The 15,601-nt window shown below is 49.2% G+C and carries 16 protein-coding genes and 1 riboswitch; of the genes, 9 read left to right on the forward strand and 7 right to left on the reverse strand.

Annotated features, from left to right (window positions below; translation table 11 throughout):
* The first annotated feature begins 116 nt into the window (after positions 1 to 116).
* From GS601_RS00155 to GS601_RS00165, 3 genes are all read left to right on the forward strand, one after another.
* On the forward strand, positions 117 to 899 hold the full coding sequence (locus GS601_RS00155; RefSeq protein ID WP_162421128.1) for an RDD family protein: 783 nt from the start codon (positions 117 to 119) through the stop codon (positions 897 to 899).
* Positions 900 to 1,027: 128 nt separating this feature from the next.
* Positions 1,028 to 1,972 (forward strand): class I SAM-dependent methyltransferase, encoded by a 945-nt coding sequence (locus GS601_RS00160; RefSeq protein ID WP_162421129.1) that lies wholly within the window; start codon positions 1,028 to 1,030, stop codon positions 1,970 to 1,972.
* Between the two features lie 180 nt (positions 1,973 to 2,152).
* Positions 2,153 to 2,297: riboswitch (cobalamin riboswitch) on the forward strand.
* Positions 2,298 to 2,319: 22 nt separating this feature from the next.
* Positions 2,320 to 2,961, forward strand: a complete 642-nt coding sequence (locus tag GS601_RS00165; protein ID WP_162421130.1) for a HupE/UreJ family protein — start codon at positions 2,320 to 2,322, stop codon at positions 2,959 to 2,961.
* A 26-nt stretch (positions 2,962 to 2,987) separates the two neighbouring features.
* Here GS601_RS00165 and GS601_RS00170 read toward each other — a convergent pair whose 3' ends face one another.
* Positions 2,988 to 3,314 (reverse strand): hypothetical protein, encoded by a 327-nt coding sequence (locus tag GS601_RS00170; RefSeq protein ID WP_162421131.1) that lies wholly within the window; start codon positions 3,312 to 3,314, stop codon positions 2,988 to 2,990.
* A 468-nt stretch (positions 3,315 to 3,782) separates the two neighbouring features.
* Between GS601_RS00170 and GS601_RS00175 the strand changes: the two genes are divergently transcribed.
* From GS601_RS00175 to GS601_RS00190, 4 genes are all read left to right on the forward strand, one after another.
* The gene (locus GS601_RS00175) at positions 3,783 to 4,223 is read left to right on the forward strand and encodes a hypothetical protein (RefSeq protein WP_162421132.1); all 441 of its coding nucleotides are present in this window, start codon (positions 3,783 to 3,785) and stop codon (positions 4,221 to 4,223) included.
* A complete protein-coding gene (locus tag GS601_RS00180; RefSeq protein ID WP_162421133.1) occupies positions 4,171 to 5,604 on the forward strand; it encodes an S-layer homology domain-containing protein in 1,434 nt (477 codons plus the stop codon). The genes GS601_RS00175 and GS601_RS00180 overlap by 53 nt, the downstream gene beginning before the upstream one ends.
* A 123-nt stretch (positions 5,605 to 5,727) precedes the next feature.
* On the forward strand, positions 5,728 to 6,678 hold the full coding sequence (gene hpsE / locus GS601_RS00185; protein ID WP_162421134.1) for a hormogonium polysaccharide biosynthesis glycosyltransferase HpsE: 951 nt from the start codon (positions 5,728 to 5,730) through the stop codon (positions 6,676 to 6,678).
* Positions 6,679 to 6,690: 12 nt separating this feature from the next.
* A complete protein-coding gene (locus GS601_RS00190; protein ID WP_162421135.1) occupies positions 6,691 to 7,794 on the forward strand; it encodes a glycosyltransferase family 4 protein in 1,104 nt (367 codons plus the stop codon).
* Between the two features lie 20 nt (positions 7,795 to 7,814).
* Here the strand turns inward: GS601_RS00190 and GS601_RS00195 are convergent, their stop codons facing one another.
* The 6 genes from GS601_RS00195 to GS601_RS00220 form a co-directional block, all read right to left on the reverse strand.
* Positions 7,815 to 8,732 (reverse strand): NAD(+) kinase, encoded by a 918-nt coding sequence (locus tag GS601_RS00195; protein WP_162421136.1) that lies wholly within the window; start codon positions 8,730 to 8,732, stop codon positions 7,815 to 7,817.
* 302 nt (positions 8,733 to 9,034) lie between these two features.
* On the reverse strand, positions 9,035 to 9,340 hold the full coding sequence (gene nuoK, locus GS601_RS00200; protein ID WP_162421137.1) for an NADH-quinone oxidoreductase subunit NuoK: 306 nt from the start codon (positions 9,338 to 9,340) through the stop codon (positions 9,035 to 9,037).
* Between the two features lie 12 nt (positions 9,341 to 9,352).
* Positions 9,353 to 9,964, reverse strand: a complete 612-nt coding sequence (locus tag GS601_RS00205; RefSeq protein WP_162421138.1) for an NADH-quinone oxidoreductase subunit J — start codon at positions 9,962 to 9,964, stop codon at positions 9,353 to 9,355.
* 44 nt (positions 9,965 to 10,008) lie between these two features.
* Positions 10,009 to 10,599, reverse strand: a complete 591-nt coding sequence (ndhI, locus tag GS601_RS00210; protein WP_162421139.1) for an NAD(P)H-quinone oxidoreductase subunit I — start codon at positions 10,597 to 10,599, stop codon at positions 10,009 to 10,011.
* Positions 10,600 to 10,638: 39 nt separating this feature from the next.
* Positions 10,639 to 11,757 (reverse strand): NADH-quinone oxidoreductase subunit NuoH, encoded by a 1,119-nt coding sequence (gene nuoH, locus GS601_RS00215; RefSeq protein WP_162421140.1) that lies wholly within the window; start codon positions 11,755 to 11,757, stop codon positions 10,639 to 10,641.
* Positions 11,758 to 12,125: 368 nt separating this feature from the next.
* Positions 12,126 to 13,286 (reverse strand): citrate synthase, encoded by a 1,161-nt coding sequence (locus tag GS601_RS00220; protein ID WP_162421141.1) that lies wholly within the window; start codon positions 13,284 to 13,286, stop codon positions 12,126 to 12,128.
* A gap of 427 nt (positions 13,287 to 13,713) precedes the next feature.
* On the opposite strand from GS601_RS00220, the gene GS601_RS00225 reads away from it, so the two are divergent.
* Both GS601_RS00225 and codA read left to right on the forward strand, forming a co-directional pair.
* Positions 13,714 to 14,082, forward strand: a complete 369-nt coding sequence (locus GS601_RS00225; protein WP_162421142.1) for a hypothetical protein — start codon at positions 13,714 to 13,716, stop codon at positions 14,080 to 14,082.
* Positions 14,083 to 14,280: 198 nt separating this feature from the next.
* Positions 14,281 to 15,570 (forward strand): cytosine deaminase, encoded by a 1,290-nt coding sequence (gene codA / locus GS601_RS00230; RefSeq protein WP_162421143.1) that lies wholly within the window; start codon positions 14,281 to 14,283, stop codon positions 15,568 to 15,570.
* The last annotated feature ends 31 nt before the right edge of the window (positions 15,571 to 15,601 follow it).

The raw sequence follows: 15,601 nt of genomic DNA on the forward strand, positions 1-15,601 counted from the left end.
GTGGATGAGTGGATGAGTGGATGGGTCATCTCCCTCTCACCCCTCTACCCTCTCACCCCTCCACTCAAAGTTGACAATCTACTAGACAGGGTACTACTCCGCAGGAACCGCTCTCTATGCGATTATTTAACTCCGTCAAAGTCCGCACTCCCGAAAGCGTTGATCTCGAATTTACTCTCGCAGGCATTGGCAACCGTGCGATCGCACTGCTGATCGATTACCTGCTCTGGGGGGCGCTGCTGGTTACGGTGATTGTGCTTTGGGGTCTGTTTGCCTACAATTTGCCGCTTTATTTTCGGGGGTTAGCCAACAGCGAGGCGCTAGAAACGTGGCTAGCTGCCGTGGCTTGGCTGGTCTATTCTGCGGCGTATGCCAGCTATTTTGTTGGCTTTGAAACGCTCTGGCAAGGGCAGACTCCGGGAAAACGCTACACCAAAATTCGAGTGATTTGCGAGAATGGGCAACCTGTAGGTCTCGCGCAAGCCGCCCTGCGATCGCTGCTCCGTCCTGTCGATGACTTTCTTTCCATTGGGCTACTGCTGATTTTGTTTACCAAGCGAGAAAAACGGTTGGGAGATTGGGTCGCCGGGACGTTGGTAATTCAAGAAGAGCCAGCGATCGTATCTGCTAATGTTGCCCTTTCGGCAGACGCGCAGCCGTTAGCCGATCAGCTAGGGGCAACAGCAAACATAAGCGCACTCCTACCTGACGATTTTGCAGTGATTCGCTCCTATCTTCAGCGCCGTACGTTGATGGAGCCAAAAGCAAAAGCCGAACTAGGGCTGCAATTAGCCCGACAAGCAAGAACCCTGATTGGGCTGCATGAACTGCCATTTGACATGACGCCTGACCTATTCTTAGAAGCAATGTATCTAGCATATCAACAGCAATCAAGCTAGCGATTGCATTACTGTTTACTCATTTATTGACAACATTTTATTGACAACATTTTCCTATTCATCAAGATAGATGCTTGAAGGTAAGATTTTAGGCTAAGAGAGAAAGAATATTTTTGTGAGGAGACAGTATGCGATTGGCTCGATCAAGTGTTCTGCGATCGCTGGAGTTAGTCGGTCTGAGTATCACCGCAGTGTCGCTTTCTGTCCTGTCTCCAACTGTCGCGCAACCGCCTCCAATCCCCCTTCCCGTCAAGCTTCCCATCACACCTGATGTGCCTTACGTTCCAACGCCTCAAAACGTGGTGAATGCCATGCTAAATTTCGCCAACGTCACCCCCACCGACTTTGTGTATGACTTGGGATCGGGAGATGGCAGACTGGTGCTAACAGCAGTACAAAAGTTTGGGGCAACAGGCATCGGCATCGAGATCAATCCTGGCTTGGTGCAGCGAAGTCAGGCGAGTGCCGCTCAGCTTGGAATTAGCGGCGAGGCTTGCACCGTTGTGCCCTGTGCCAATCGTGCCACATTTTTTCAGCAAGATCTGTTTCAAACCGACCTTCGCAAGGCGTCTGTCGTCACCCTATATTTGCTGCCTAAAATTAACGTGAAACTCCGTCCTAAGCTATTGAGCGAACTGAAACCAGGGTCTCGCGTGGTGTCTCATGCGTTTGGCATGGGCGATTGGAAGCCAGATCGAACGATTTTAGTCGATGATGGGGGTCGTCCTCGTAGCGTTTATTTGTGGATTGTGCCCGTTAATTTGAGCGGCAATTGGAGCGGCAGCATGTCAACGAAAGCAGGGCGGCAACTGCCCTATAGCGTTCAGGTCGATCAAACATTTCAAGCGGTTCGAGCAACCGTAAAAGTAAGCGGACAGACGATTAGTTTACCGCAAGTTCAATTGATGGGCGATCGACTTAGTTTACAGCATGACCAAGTTTTTAATGGACAAAAAATTAACATTCGATTCAACGGTAAAATTATCGGAAATAACCTACAAGGAACAGCAGAATTAACAACGCCAACGGGTACAGAAACATATGATCTAAACGCAAAGCGAAGCGAAGGTTAGAGCGCGTTTTGGTTGAACTGGACGAGCAGTATAAGCCTCGGCTTTTCGAGGAGTTTCACCTAGGGCGTGTTTTGCCCTCGCTGCTATTGCGTCGGTTGATCCCAGTGAGCCAGCCGATGGGGAGTAACTTATTTAATAAATCAACCGTTGAGATTGTGGTAGACTGCTTTCTCGCACTCTATATTTGTGCAACAAAGTGGTTCTGATGGGGAGCAGCCATTAGAAGTAAAGGGGAAAGTGCAGTGCAAGTCTGCCGCTGTCCCGCAACTGTGAGTCACCTTCAGAGATGACCAGCCAGAATGCCCGCCGCTTTGGGTCTACGTTCTTTACTCATCTGCGAGGTATAGATGACGGTTCAACAAAAATTAAATCCAGTTGCGGTTGTTCAAGTTGGCGTACTTGCCGGTCTCGGTTGGTTAGCAACGCTTCAGCCTGCGATCGCGCATCACCCGATGGGGGGCAACATCCCAGCGAGCGGGTGGGAAGGCTTTCTATCAGGATTGGGGCATCCGATCGTTGGGTTAGATCATTTTGCGTTTATCATTGCAGTGGGTTTGCTATCTGCGCTCTATTCTCGCGGCTGGCGTCTTCCTATGTTTTTCCTAGTTTCTGCAATGATGGGCACAGGACTCCATCTTTTGAAACTGGATCTACCTGTACCCGAAAGTATTATTGCTCTTTCAGTGATTGCACTGGGCATCATTTTGCTATTAGGTAAGCGTTTTAATATGCCTGCGTTAGCAACTGGGTTTGCGATCGCAGGTCTATTTCACGGCTATGCTTACGGAGAATCGATTATTGGTGCAGAAGCAGCACCATTAGCAGCTTATCTTGCTGGTTTTACGGCAATTCAAGCTGCGATCGCGCTATTTTTCTATGCGCTGAGTGTGGGGTTGGGTCAAAAAGCGCCTGTTCTAAATCGTTCCTATGGCTTCGTCGCTTGCCTTATAGGCACCCTCTTTCTAGCAACGTCTCTTCGCCTTGGTTAGTCAGGCTCAATCTACGAGGGATGATTTTACGCCAGTGGTGGATCTTCTCCCTCGCGTTTCGCTTCAGCCTGATCGGGAAAGGTCTTGCCCTGCCGTCTCAACTCGTTATCTAAATATAACCAGTAGAGAATTTCTTCAGCCCGATTTCGCTGTTGATCGATCGTTCTGAAATAGCGCTGCATTGCTTTATATTGACTTGGCTCAGGCTGCTGAAACGCCCGTTCAAACTGAGTCCGATGTCTCTCTTGAATCATGCGAAACAGAAAGGCATACTCGTTGCGATCGGGGTCTTCTAACATCCAATGTTCATCAATGATTTGTAAAAGTTCTTCCCTAGAAACGTGTTGTCTCACCCCAGTCTTGCCCAACTCAACATGTCATGAAACTTTAGCGCAGCCTACACTTATTAACTCAGCAGCCCTTGAAATTGCGGCTCCCTTCATTCCCCCAACCTTTGTGTCTTGAGACGGAGCGAGAGGCTTATTCCCGCTCCTGCGGCAGAGGGTTAGGATAAGGGCTGTTTGGCTACTCGATCAAAAATTGCCAGATTAATAGTAGTTTAGTGTTTTATTCTCTTAGGTTAATAATTTAACATTGTGCAACTGTACGCTAGGCTGCTCCTTCATAAAAGCAGACGAATAAAAAAGCGTACAAAATAGTGACTGCACAGCAACCTGATCAAACATCTGTTGTGTTAGCAACATGAAATTTTCTAATTTCTAATATAGAGAATTGCAAAAATACGAAGGTTATTTAAGCAAGATCCAGTAACTTAGAAGTCTAGGATACAACTTGAATTTAAGCTTGATCGTATAGCAACAATGAAAATCCATCTTGAGCGCACCTTAGCAACTTGCCCCACACAGCTAGTTTGCACAACCTGTGGTCACACGTTTGAAACAGGAAAGCTTCGCACTCTTCTCTACAGCGATGCCGGACTGCTTCAAGGCGATGTTTGCTCTTGCTGCATGAGACTCAAACCCTCAGAGATTCGGAGTAAGATGCGCGATCGCGCTAGCCGCCTCTTGCAACACCCTTACAAAATGGATGCCGCCCTTGCTGCCCACGAGCGCGCTCTAGAACTGCTGGAAGCGGCTCAAGAAGATGTGAGGTTTCCAACGTTTTATCAGTGGTGGTTTAAAAAACTCACGGTCTTCTCAGAAACGTCTGAAGAACTAGAAGCCGCACGGCTGGGAGCAAACACTGAATATGGCGACGCGCGATCGCGGCTGCAAAAACGGCTGGAGGACGATCGCGAGTAAGGCTACCCCACAGCCGTTGTCAATCTGCGTTAGGGTGGAAGCAAACGTTCTAAGATTGGTTGCTGTGCCCGTGTCTGTCCAACGCATCTCTACCCAGTTTGGTCTCATTGCCCTGCTGCTCGTATCGTTAGCAAGCTGCTCTAACAGCCCAACGAGCAAAGCTCTGCAAGATGCTTTTGCTGCCGATCCGCGTCTCAACGGCAGCCCAAATCCGTTGGCTACTGGCAGTCCGTTAGCGAATGTCCAGGTTCAACTGCCGCCCAAATTTCCCGCAGAGGTTCCAACCTACCCTAATGCAACGCTTGTAGAAGCCCTTTCAATTGGTGAATTTCCCCTGGAAAATAGCACCGAGTTGCTGACCCGGTGGACAAGCCCAGACAGCAGCGATCGCGTGGTTACATTCTATCGAGAGGCACTCCAGAATAATGGCTGGAACCTTTCTGAGCAACCAACAGCGCCAAATCAGGGCAACTTTACGGCAACCCGGAATAACCTTCAATTGGCTGTGGGAGTGCAACCCAATGGCGCATCGGGAACGAACATCGGCATCGAAACCAAAACCCCAGATGCCCAAAGTTCTCTCTCTCCCAACGCCTCAGATCTCCAACCTGGTGATCCAAATTTCGTTGGACCAATTTCTCCCGGTGGGGTGTCGGCGGCTCCCTCTGCCTCGCCTCAAGCTGCCTTACCTCAAGGTCAATCGTTTACCGATTTAGAAAAAGCACCTCAGCAATTGCGCCCCTATGCCACCGATCTCGCGCAGCTTGGAGTGCTCACGCCAGCTTCAAACAGTAAAACGGCAGCTAAGACATTCGAGCCTAATAAGGCAATTACTCGCGGAGAGTATGCACGCTGGCTCGTCGCGGCGAATAACCGACTCTATGCCAATCGTCCTGCACGACAAATTCGCCTGGGAGTCGAAACAGCACAACCCGCATTCCGAGACGTGTCTGCAAAACATCCAAGTTTTTCAGCCGTTCAAGGACTCGCCGAAGCCGGATTAATTCCCAGTTCGCTCTCTGGCGATAGCACTGCCGTTTTATTTCGACCCGATGCCCCCCTCAGCCGAGAAGACCTGATTCTCTGGAAAATTCCAGTCGATACGCGCCAAGCATTGCCTACTGCCACCATTGATGCGGTCAAGCAAACCTGGGGATTTCAAGATGCCGGACGAACTGATTCTGGAGCCTTGCGAGCCGTGCTAGCTGACTACCAAAACGGGGAGCAATCTAATATCCGCAGAGCCTTTGGATACACGACTCTATTCCAGCCCAAGCGCCCAGTCACGCGGGCAGAAGCGGCAGCCGTGCTGTGGTATTTCGGCTTTCAAGGAGACGGAGTATCGGCGCAAGAGGTGCTGAAAGGGACTGCACAAGGGTAGAAAACCGTTCTGGAGAATAGAATCTGTTGTTTGCAATGGGCAACATTGGTGAACACTGACCAGAGAACCGTCTCGCATCGCGACTCGTTGCAGACGATTCTTCTGTTTCGCCACATGTTTTTTATGACTGATGTTAGTGTTGCTATCTGCACCTACAACGGTGAATCCCGAATTGGTGCTGTGTTGGAGCGGTTACGATCGCAGGTCAACCCCGGTGCAGTGGTATGGGAAATTATTGTTGTTGACAACAACAGCACCGATGGCACAAAGCAAACGGTTGAACGCTATTGCCACCAATGGGAGTCCTCGGTTCCGCTCAGATATGTGTTTGAGCGCGAACAGGGATTGGCACTTGCGCGATCGCGGGCGGTTTTAGAAGCGTCTGGGACATGGGTTTGCTTTCTCGATGACGATACCTTACCTGCTCAAGATTGGCTAAAGCAGGCAGCCGAATTTGGGAAAAGCCATCCCCAAGTCGGTGCATTTGGCGGGCAAATTCATGGGGACTACGAGGTAGAACCGCCACCAGAATTTAACAAAATTGCGGTCTTTCTTGCAGTCATCGAACGAGGCGCGAAGCCCTATCGCTATGAACCACGGGCGCGAGTGCTGCCACCCGGCGCAGGGCTAGCCGTTCGACGGCAGGCATGGCTTGATGTGGTGCCCAAAAAGCCCGTTTTACTGGGTCGAGTATCGGGGGTGATGCTGGCAAGTGAAGACATCGAAGCCCTGGCTCACCTCCAGAAAGCGGGTTGGGAAGTCTGGTATAACCCGGAGATGCATCTTTATCACCAGATCCCGCAATGGCGAACCGAGAAACGTTACTTGTTCTCGTTAATTCGAGGTATTGGGTTTGCTCGAAGCCATATTCGGATGGTGCGGCTTAGCCCATGGCAACGCCCTCTGTTTTTACCACTCTACCTGCTCAACGATCTGAAAAGAGTTGTTGTTCATGTTGTTAAATATCGCGCGTTGGTTACAACGGATTTAGCGATCGCGTGTGAGATGCAGTATTTGGTCAGCAGTTTGCTCAGTCCATTCTATTTATGGTTCCATACCGTCGGTTTAAAGTGATGTCGTAAAGTGATGAAATTATTAATTCAACACACCCACCACGATGGGGAAATTGCAGGAGCTTTGACGTACATTCGGGAAATTGAGCCAGCGTTAAACCTGCGAGGTGTAGAGACACGGGTGATTTCGACAAGAACGACATCTGTTAGGCAATGGATCGGTGCGATCGCAACTGCGGATCTGATCCACATGAATTCTAATCATTCAGGTTTCGCTTTATTGTGTAAGCTGTTTGGTAAAAAAATTATTATCAAATACCATTATTTATTCTATTTATCCATTCACTATCATTATGAAAAAATGTCGTTTCTAAAGCGACTAAAAGCAGAATTTATGCAGATGTTACCGAAGGCAAAATATCCTCTTAAATGGAAGTTGTATACTGTTGTTAAATGGACACGATTTGGAGTTCGATTTCTAACGGCATTACTTGCCGATCGACACACAGCTTGCAGCCAGTTTTTAGCCGAATCTCATAGTTTTCCTTGGAAAGTTTCTACAGTATTTAATCCAATTTCTGTTGCGCCAGATCAGCCTGTAAAAACGCTTGATAGTTTAATCTGCCCCTACACGTTTACGTATGTCGGTCGGGTATCTAGAGATAAAGGAATTGATCTGTTAATCAAGGCAGCTAAGCTTTTACAGAACTGGGGATACGAATTTCGCGTATTAATTATTGGAGATGGACGTTCTAGAGATGAGTTGAAATTATTGGCGGATAACTTGTTGGTGTGCGATCGCATTGATTTTTTAGGCAGCCGCGATCGTCAAGAGATTCTCAATCTTGTTGAATCGTCTTTAGCGCTCGTGGTTCCGTCTCGCTGGCAAGAACCGGCAGGCTATGTCACTCTTGAAGCATCGAGCGTTCAAACCTGTTCGATCGTAGCAAACGTTGGAGGATTACCAGAAATGGCAAGCCCCTGTAATTTAATGTTTGAGCGAGAAGATATTCAAGGATTAGCAGAGGCAATGAAAACATGTTTGGACAACCCAAAAGAAGCAATTGAGCGAGGAAAAAAGGCAAATCAATATATTACTGAGCAGTTCTCGCCTCATAAAATTGCTCAAGAATTTCTTGATATATGTAATGAGTTGAAGCCTTCAATAATTCGCTGATTTCCTATCAAGTTGTTCTACTAATTTCTGTAGTGATTGCCATACTGAATTCGCGCGCCCGCCCACTGCAACTTCTCGCGCAGCGTTTGGTAGTAAGAATAATCTTTTCTCAAAATGATGAACTCAGCATCACACTCTGCCATCCGAATATCGACCCGTTGACCAGGCCACATAGAGGTTGCCAACACCCCATCCATCCAAAGCTTGGTACTCAAATCTGGATCGGCTAATGCCCAAATACTCACTACCGAACCAGGGGGAATAATGATCGCACGGCTCGATAGGCTCAACGGGCAAATGGGCGTAATGGCGATCGCGTCCATGCCCGGATGAATAATGGGGCCGCTTGCCGCTAGCGTGTAGCAGGTCGAGCCAGTCGGAGTTGCCACAATTAAGCCATCGCCCTGATATTGATCCACCACTGCACCATCGATTTCCATTTCTAAAATCGATGTGATCATGCGATCCGCAGAGGCAGGCTTGATGCACATTTCGTTAAGGGCAAGGTAGCGATCGCTAATGGGTTCCAAGTTTGTCCGATTGCCTTCATGAACACTTGCCTGAAGCATCATCCGTCGCTGCACCGCAAACCGATCACCGAGCAACCGATCCCACACCGTCTCGCTATCAAAATCATCAGGCGACTCGGTGAGAAACCCCAAATGCCCACCCACATTGACCGCCAAGATCGGAATTCGATCGGCGGCTAAGTTCCGTGCCGCCGAGAGTGCTGTACCATCGCCGCCCAGCACGATCGCCAGATCGATCGATTGCGTTACCGACGCGAGAAACACCGGATACGGATTATCTTTTGGTCCGCTCGGTCCTAGCAAGACCCGACACCCTAACTGTTCTAGCTCTTGGGCACACTTCTCTGCCCACCGCTTACTCATCGGGTCGCCCGCTTTATGGACAATAATGACTTGCTTTAACTGCACAGCGCCAGCATCCGAGAGACTTCAAGTTGTTATAGCATCTAGAGCCTAAGCGTGGTTCATTACCACACATCTACTATGAACACAGGATTCAACATTTTGCGGCAACTGCGGTAGGGGTTTAACCGCTCATCCAGTCGCTTTTATGAGCAGATGGATCGCCGCTCCATCCGGCAATCAGTGGATTGAGGTGTTAATCTCAAACTGCAAAAAGCAGTCAAACACGGGCAGTAGTTGACACTAACTGCTACTCAAAAAATAAGGGGACATAATCTACAGCCCCTCGCCAAACCTCAGCCGAGACCCTACCACTTGAGTAAATTAAACTGTTCCATATCGACAGTATCGCGATTTCGGTAGATGGCAAGCACGATCGCCAGCCCCACGGCGGCTTCTGCGGCTGCGATCGCAATCACAAAAATCGTGAAAATCTGACCTTTGATCGCCTGGGGATCAAGATAGTTGGAAAATGCCATCAGGTTCAAATTTACAGCATTGAGCATTAGCTCAATCGACATCAGCACCCGCACCGCATTTCGGCTATTGACCAAGCCATACACGCCAATGCAAAACAAGGCAGCGGCTACCAAAAGAAAATACTGAAGTTGCATACCAACCTATCCTCAATTCACAGTTTCATCCCGACCCGATGGCACCAACTCACGAGGGCGCTCTGGCAGCCTCAACGCTTCCACCTGTGCCCGATCAGCTTCATCATCTGGTAGAAACTCGCGACGGGCAAGCACCACAGCACCAATTAACGCCATCAGCAACAGCACCGAAGCCAACTCGAAGGGCAATAGAAAGTCGCTGAAGAAGTGCAACCCAATCACTACTACCGACGCATCTCCAGCCGGCGTTGCCGTAGAAATCGCCCACGGGGTAGAGACAATCATCGTACTGAGCAGGGCAAAAATACCAGCACACACTACCGCCGTTGCTGCTTTACGAATCCACCCTCTTCGTAGAGGCTGAAAGTCTTGCCGTTTGTTGACCAACATAATCGCAAACAAAATCAAGACATTCACCGCACCAACATAAATAAGAACCTGGGCAGCGGCTACAAAATCGGCATTTAGCAGTAAATAAATGCCTGCAATACTGATAAAGACACCACCCAGCAAGAAGGCGGAATACACAATATTTTCGAGTAATACAACCCCGATCGCGGCTCCTAGCATCATCGCGGCCAAGATGCCAAACGATACGATCTGAACTCCTTCCGCTAAATTCACACGTTTAGTCTCCAATAAAGGGCAGACGATCAACTGGATCGCCCTTATGATTCTTTTTCGGCTTGTTCAACAATCTCTTCAGGACGTAACCCCGCCCGCTTCGACCCCGCAGGCAACCCGTGGGGGTCTAAAACTCCTTTCGGAAGATATGCCAATTGCCGCAATGGCGTCACCATTGGATCGTCTGTAACCTTGTAGGGCAAGCGACCTAACGCCACACTGTCGTAGTTAAGCTCATGGCGATCGTAGGTGGATAGCTCGTATTCTTCGGTCATCGATAAACAGTTCGTGGGGCAAAATTCTACGCAGTTACCGCAGAAAATACAGACCCCAAAATCGATACTGTAATGATTGAGTTGTTTTTTCTTCGACTCTTTGTTAAACTCCCAATCCACGACAGGCAGATTAATCGGACAAACGCGCACACACACTTCGCAGGCAATACACTTGTCAAACTCGAAGTGAATTCGCCCTCGAAAGCGCTCCGACAAAATCAGCTTCTCGTAAGGATATTGAACGGTGACAGGGCGACGCCGCATATGGTCAAAGGTGACAGACAACCCCTGACCAATGTATTTACCTGCTTGGATCGCCTCTTTGGTGTAATCACCGACTTGTTTGAGGAACTTTAGCATGGTGTTCTCCGCTCTTAAAACGAAAGCAAGGGTCACAAATTAGCTGCCAAAAGCGACTGGGAAAGCAATCTTCAGACCCGCCGTAATCAGCAAATTTACTAGGGAAACCGGCAGCAAGAACTTCCAGCCCAGGTCTAGGAGTTGATCGATGCGGACGCGAGGCACAGTCCAGCGCATCAAAATAGCGATAAAAACTAGGAAGTAGGCCTTTAGAAGGGTCATGCTGATGCCTAGCACCGCCGCTACGACTTGCAGCCAAGGCGCGGTTTCACTGATATTGAAAAATCCAGCGATCGTTCCAATCGGCACAAAAAACTCCCAACCACCCAGATACAACACTGCAAACAGCAACGCTGAGAGGGTAAGGTTGACGTAAGAGGCAATATAGAACAGGGCAAACTTCATGCCTGAGTACTCAGTCTGATAGCCCGCTACCAACTCTTCTTCTGCCTCTGGTAAGTCAAACGGAATCCGCTCACATTCAGCTAGGGCAGCGATCCAGAAAATGAGGAAGCCCACGGGCTGCCGCCAAATATTCCACCCCAAGATGCCGTAGCCAGTCTGTTGATTGACAATATCAACGGTGCTCAGGGAGTTAGACATTAGCACCACCGCCAATACAGATAGCGCTAGCGGCAACTCATAGCTGATTGATTGTGCGGCGGCTCTTAACCCGCCTAGCAACGAGTATTTGTTGTTTGAAGAGTAGCCCGACATCAGCAAGCCGATTGGCGTCACGCTAGAAAGCGCAATCCACAGGAAAATCCCCATGCCCACGTCGGTGATGACCATGTTCTGCCCAAACGGCACAATGAGGTACGACAAGAACACTGGGATCACCACGATCGCAGGACCCAATGTAAACAACAGAGGATCAGACTTAGCCGGAACCACATCTTCTTTGAAGGCTAACTTCAGCCCATCTGCAAGGGGCGCTAAAATCCCCAACGGACCGATAAATTCAGGTCCGATGCGCTGCTGAGCCGCTGCCGAAATCTTTCGTTCTAGCCACACCAGCGCAAACACACTCAGCACCGCCACTACTAGTATTACTAGCATCGGAAACGGCATCCAGAGAAGTTTGGCTGCTCCTGCGGGCAAACCAAAGCTCTTAAGGGATTCAATAAAACTTCCTTGAAGGTCAATTCCTGGATTCATAGTTTCCATTACGCAGCAAATCTAGGAGCCAAGGCGTTAGCAAACCTTGATAAAGATTCGTTAGCAACCTCAACGACTATCAGTATAGCGGTCTAACAGAAACTAAACTTTCTGAGATTATCGAATTTTCAACCTTCTTACCCACTAACTTTTTTACTCACTAGAACACTCAACCGTTTAAGGGGTGCTTAGAGGAACGGAGAGTAAAGCGCGTTGATCCGTAGTCCTCAGTAGGCTTAGGTATCCAACTTGCGGCTCTATTTTGTCCATAAAGAAACCCCCAGAAGCAAGATATCTGAGGGCTGGAGTTCCTGAAAATCGTCACGTTGATATAGTTACAAGGGAATTGAAAAACGGCAAGAGGGGTCTCACCCTTCAGGGGGTAGTTTTTGCTGCCGTTCGTCGATGGGTACGTAAGGTGCTGAATGTAACCCAGTGTAAATTTGAGTGGGGCGAAAAATCCGATTTTCTCCGAGTTGTTCTTTCCAATGAGCTAACCAGCCTGCCGCGCGGGAAATTGCGAATACTGGAGTAAATAAATCAGTTGGAATACCGAGCTTGCGGTAAACCAGCCCAGAATAGAAATCTACATTTGGAAAAATGCCTCGATGCCCCAGCTTTTCCTCTACGACCTGCTCTAGCTCAACGGCAATATCGTAGAACTTATCCTGCCCAAATTTCTCAAACAGTTGCTCAGCCAACTGCTGTAGGATAATTGCCCTCGGATCTTTGACCTTGTAGACCCGATGCCCAAATCCCATAATTCTCTGCTTGCGCTCCAAGCGGTCTTCGAGAAAAGGGCGAACATTTTCCACCGAACCAATCTCTTCTAACATTTCCACCACTTCTTCGCTAGCTCCGCCATGCAGCGGCCCTGCCAGCGTCCCAACTGCCGAGGCAATTACGGCGTAAGGATCGGTTAGGGTGGAAGCCGTCACCATTGCCGAGAAGGTAGATGCATTGATTGTGTGTTCTGCATGAAGCATTAGCGACACATCAAAGATTCGGGCAGCGAAGGGATCAGGTTCTTGTTCGCTAAGCATATACAAAAAGTTGGCAGCGTAGCTGAGATCGTCTCGGGGCTGAACCGGATCATTTCCTTTGCGAATCAACTGAAAGGCGGCAACCATGGTTGGAACTTTTGCCAAGATGCGGACGACTGCCGCTCGGATATAAGCAGGGTCGTCTAGCGCCCGCTTAGAGTAAAACAGCCCCAGGGCAGCGGCAGACGCTTGCAGAGCATCCATTGGGTGCCCACTTTCTGGAAAGCACTTCATCATGTCGCGAATGCGGTATTTCAGGCGACGATGGTATTGAATTTCGTGCTCAAAGTCGGCGAGAACGTCGCGAGTCGGTAGCTCATTCCAAATTAGGAGATAAGCTGTCTCTAAAAAAGTGCTTTTGGCTGCGAGCTCTTGGATGGGAATACCGCGATATTCCAGAATTCCTTTCTGCCCATCCACAAAGCTAATGCTAGATTGGGTGGCGGGAACACCCTCAAGACCTGCCCTAAATTCGCAGACAGTCATTCTTTCACCATTGGTTTAATTGAAGATCCACAGGTTAACTTATCAGATTAAGAAAAACAGTTTGTAGTGGTTCATCCGAATCTGGAGATTGATTGCCAAAATAACCTGACTGAGAAATATCTGGAGGTTAAGCTTTTAGGAAGGCTGTAAGACAGGCTGGCAGTTCTTTTAGAATCACGCTTGGTGCTGATTGCAATTTTTCCTCACTTTTTTGGGATACCACGTTTTGGTGATAAATGGTGCCTGTTAGAGATATGGATAAATTAAGGTTTGCACTTTTTTATAAAAGACAATATTATGAGAATATAAAGTTTTAGACCTTGACTAAATTGCATCCACCTAGTAGCCAATCGATCTTTCCTCCATACCTGCTGAGTGACAGGGAGAGATCGGTTGGCGCTTTTCGTATCCCTTCGTAAGGAGTTATATGCTTCACAACTATTCACATTCTCAGACCTCTCGACAAGACCCGCGATCGCACCAAAAAGTAGCAAGTTGGCGTCATTCTAGCAAAAGCAAGGCTGATGCCCATCATCCCCCTAGAACAAACCTAACAGCGCTGATTGAACGAGACGCTCCGCTTCAGAGTCACAGCCATTTAGTGTTGATGTATGGACCGTTTCAAACCGAGATGGTTCCGGAAGCTGGGCAAGGCGTTGCCTCCTGGATTAAAGACTGCATTCGTCGCCATGGGTTGCCAAGTTTGGTGCGGTTTGATTACCATCGTCGGGCACAAATCTTTCGGAGAGACCAGTTTCAGCCTTGGCTAGAGCCGTTGATAGATCAAGCGTGCTAGAGATGGCGCACGCTAGGATTCAGCCCCATGATCAAAGTGTTGGAATACGGCTTGAGACCAGTTGAGACATGTGCTGAGACGATCGAGCGTGCTAACAGCTACGATTTGACAGTTTGCAAAGTGAAAGATGGGACACGCCAGATCAATGTCTAATCCGGTAAAGTGAATGGGTTAGAACTGCGATCGCCAGGTTCAATCATGACTTCTCAGCCTTACGAGATGATTTTGCGACGCTGCAAGCTGCTTCGGACGCCGGATCAGGTTGAAACAGTAGACATTGCAATTCACAGCAGGCGCACCTCTGACGGAGGTGCGCCTGCTATTGCTGCGATCGCGCCTCACCTCGACGGCACAGCCACGGTTGAACTCGACATTCAGCATCAACTGGTCAGCCCACCGTTTGTCGAGTCGCATATTCATCTCGACTCTGCACTGACGGCGGGAGAGCCGCGCTGGAACGGGAGCGGCACCTTGTTTGAGGGCATTGATATTTGGCGCGATCGCAAGCACAATCTGTCGCTTGAGGATGTGAAAAACCGTGCGATCGCGACGCTAAAACAGCAAGCTGCCCAAGGAGTGCTGTTTGTACGGAGTCATGCTGATGTGAGCGAGTCTAGCCTGGTTGCCCTGCAAGCCTTGTTAGAAGTTCGCGCCGCCGTAAAAGACTGGATTACCTTGCAAGTCGTGGCGTTTCCGCAAGATGGGCTTTACGGAAGTCCGAAAACCGAAGCGCTGATGGAAGAAGCCCTGAAAATGGGAGCAGACGTGATCGGCGGCATTCCGCACTATGAGATGACGCGGGAGGATGGTGTTCGGTCAGTTCATCGCATTTTTGAGTTAGCAGAACAGTACGATCGCTTGATTGATATTCACTGCGACGAGATTGATGATGACCAATCCAGATTTCTAGAGGTCGTGGCTGCCTGTGCCCGACGGCGGAATATGGGTGCACGAGTTACCGCAAGTCATACCACTGCCTTTGGCTCTTACAACAACGCGTATGCCTTGAAACTGCTGGGCTTTCTTCAGCAAACTCAACTGAATTTCATTGCCAATCCTCTCATTAATATCACCCTTCAAGGGCGCACCGATACCTATCCCAAGCGGCGAGGCGTAACCCGCGTCAAAGAACTGTGGCAGCATGGCATGAACGTGAGCTTGGGGCACGATTGCATTCAAGATCCTTGGTACTCGCTTGGCACGGGCAACATGTTGGATGTAGCATCGATGGCGGTGCATGTGTGCCAAATGACCGGAACGGCGGAGATTGACGCCTGCTACAACATGGTGACGTGGAACGGGGCGCAGACGCTTAGTTTGGGCGAAACCTATGGCATTGAGGTGGGCAAACCTGCGAATTTGATTGTGCTAGATGCCTGCGATCGCACCGATGCCATTCGCCGCCGCGCCACGGTTCGCTATGTTATCTCTCAGGGAAAGCTGCTGGCACAAACCAGTCCAGCCACCCTAAATTGGCAAGGAGAGTGAGCGAGCCACATCTGCCAGAATTCGCAAAGCC

Source organism: Myxacorys almedinensis A (genome assembly GCF_010091945.1).
Lineage (GTDB): Bacteria > Cyanobacteriota > Cyanobacteriia > Leptolyngbyales > Leptolyngbyaceae > Myxacorys > Myxacorys almedinensis.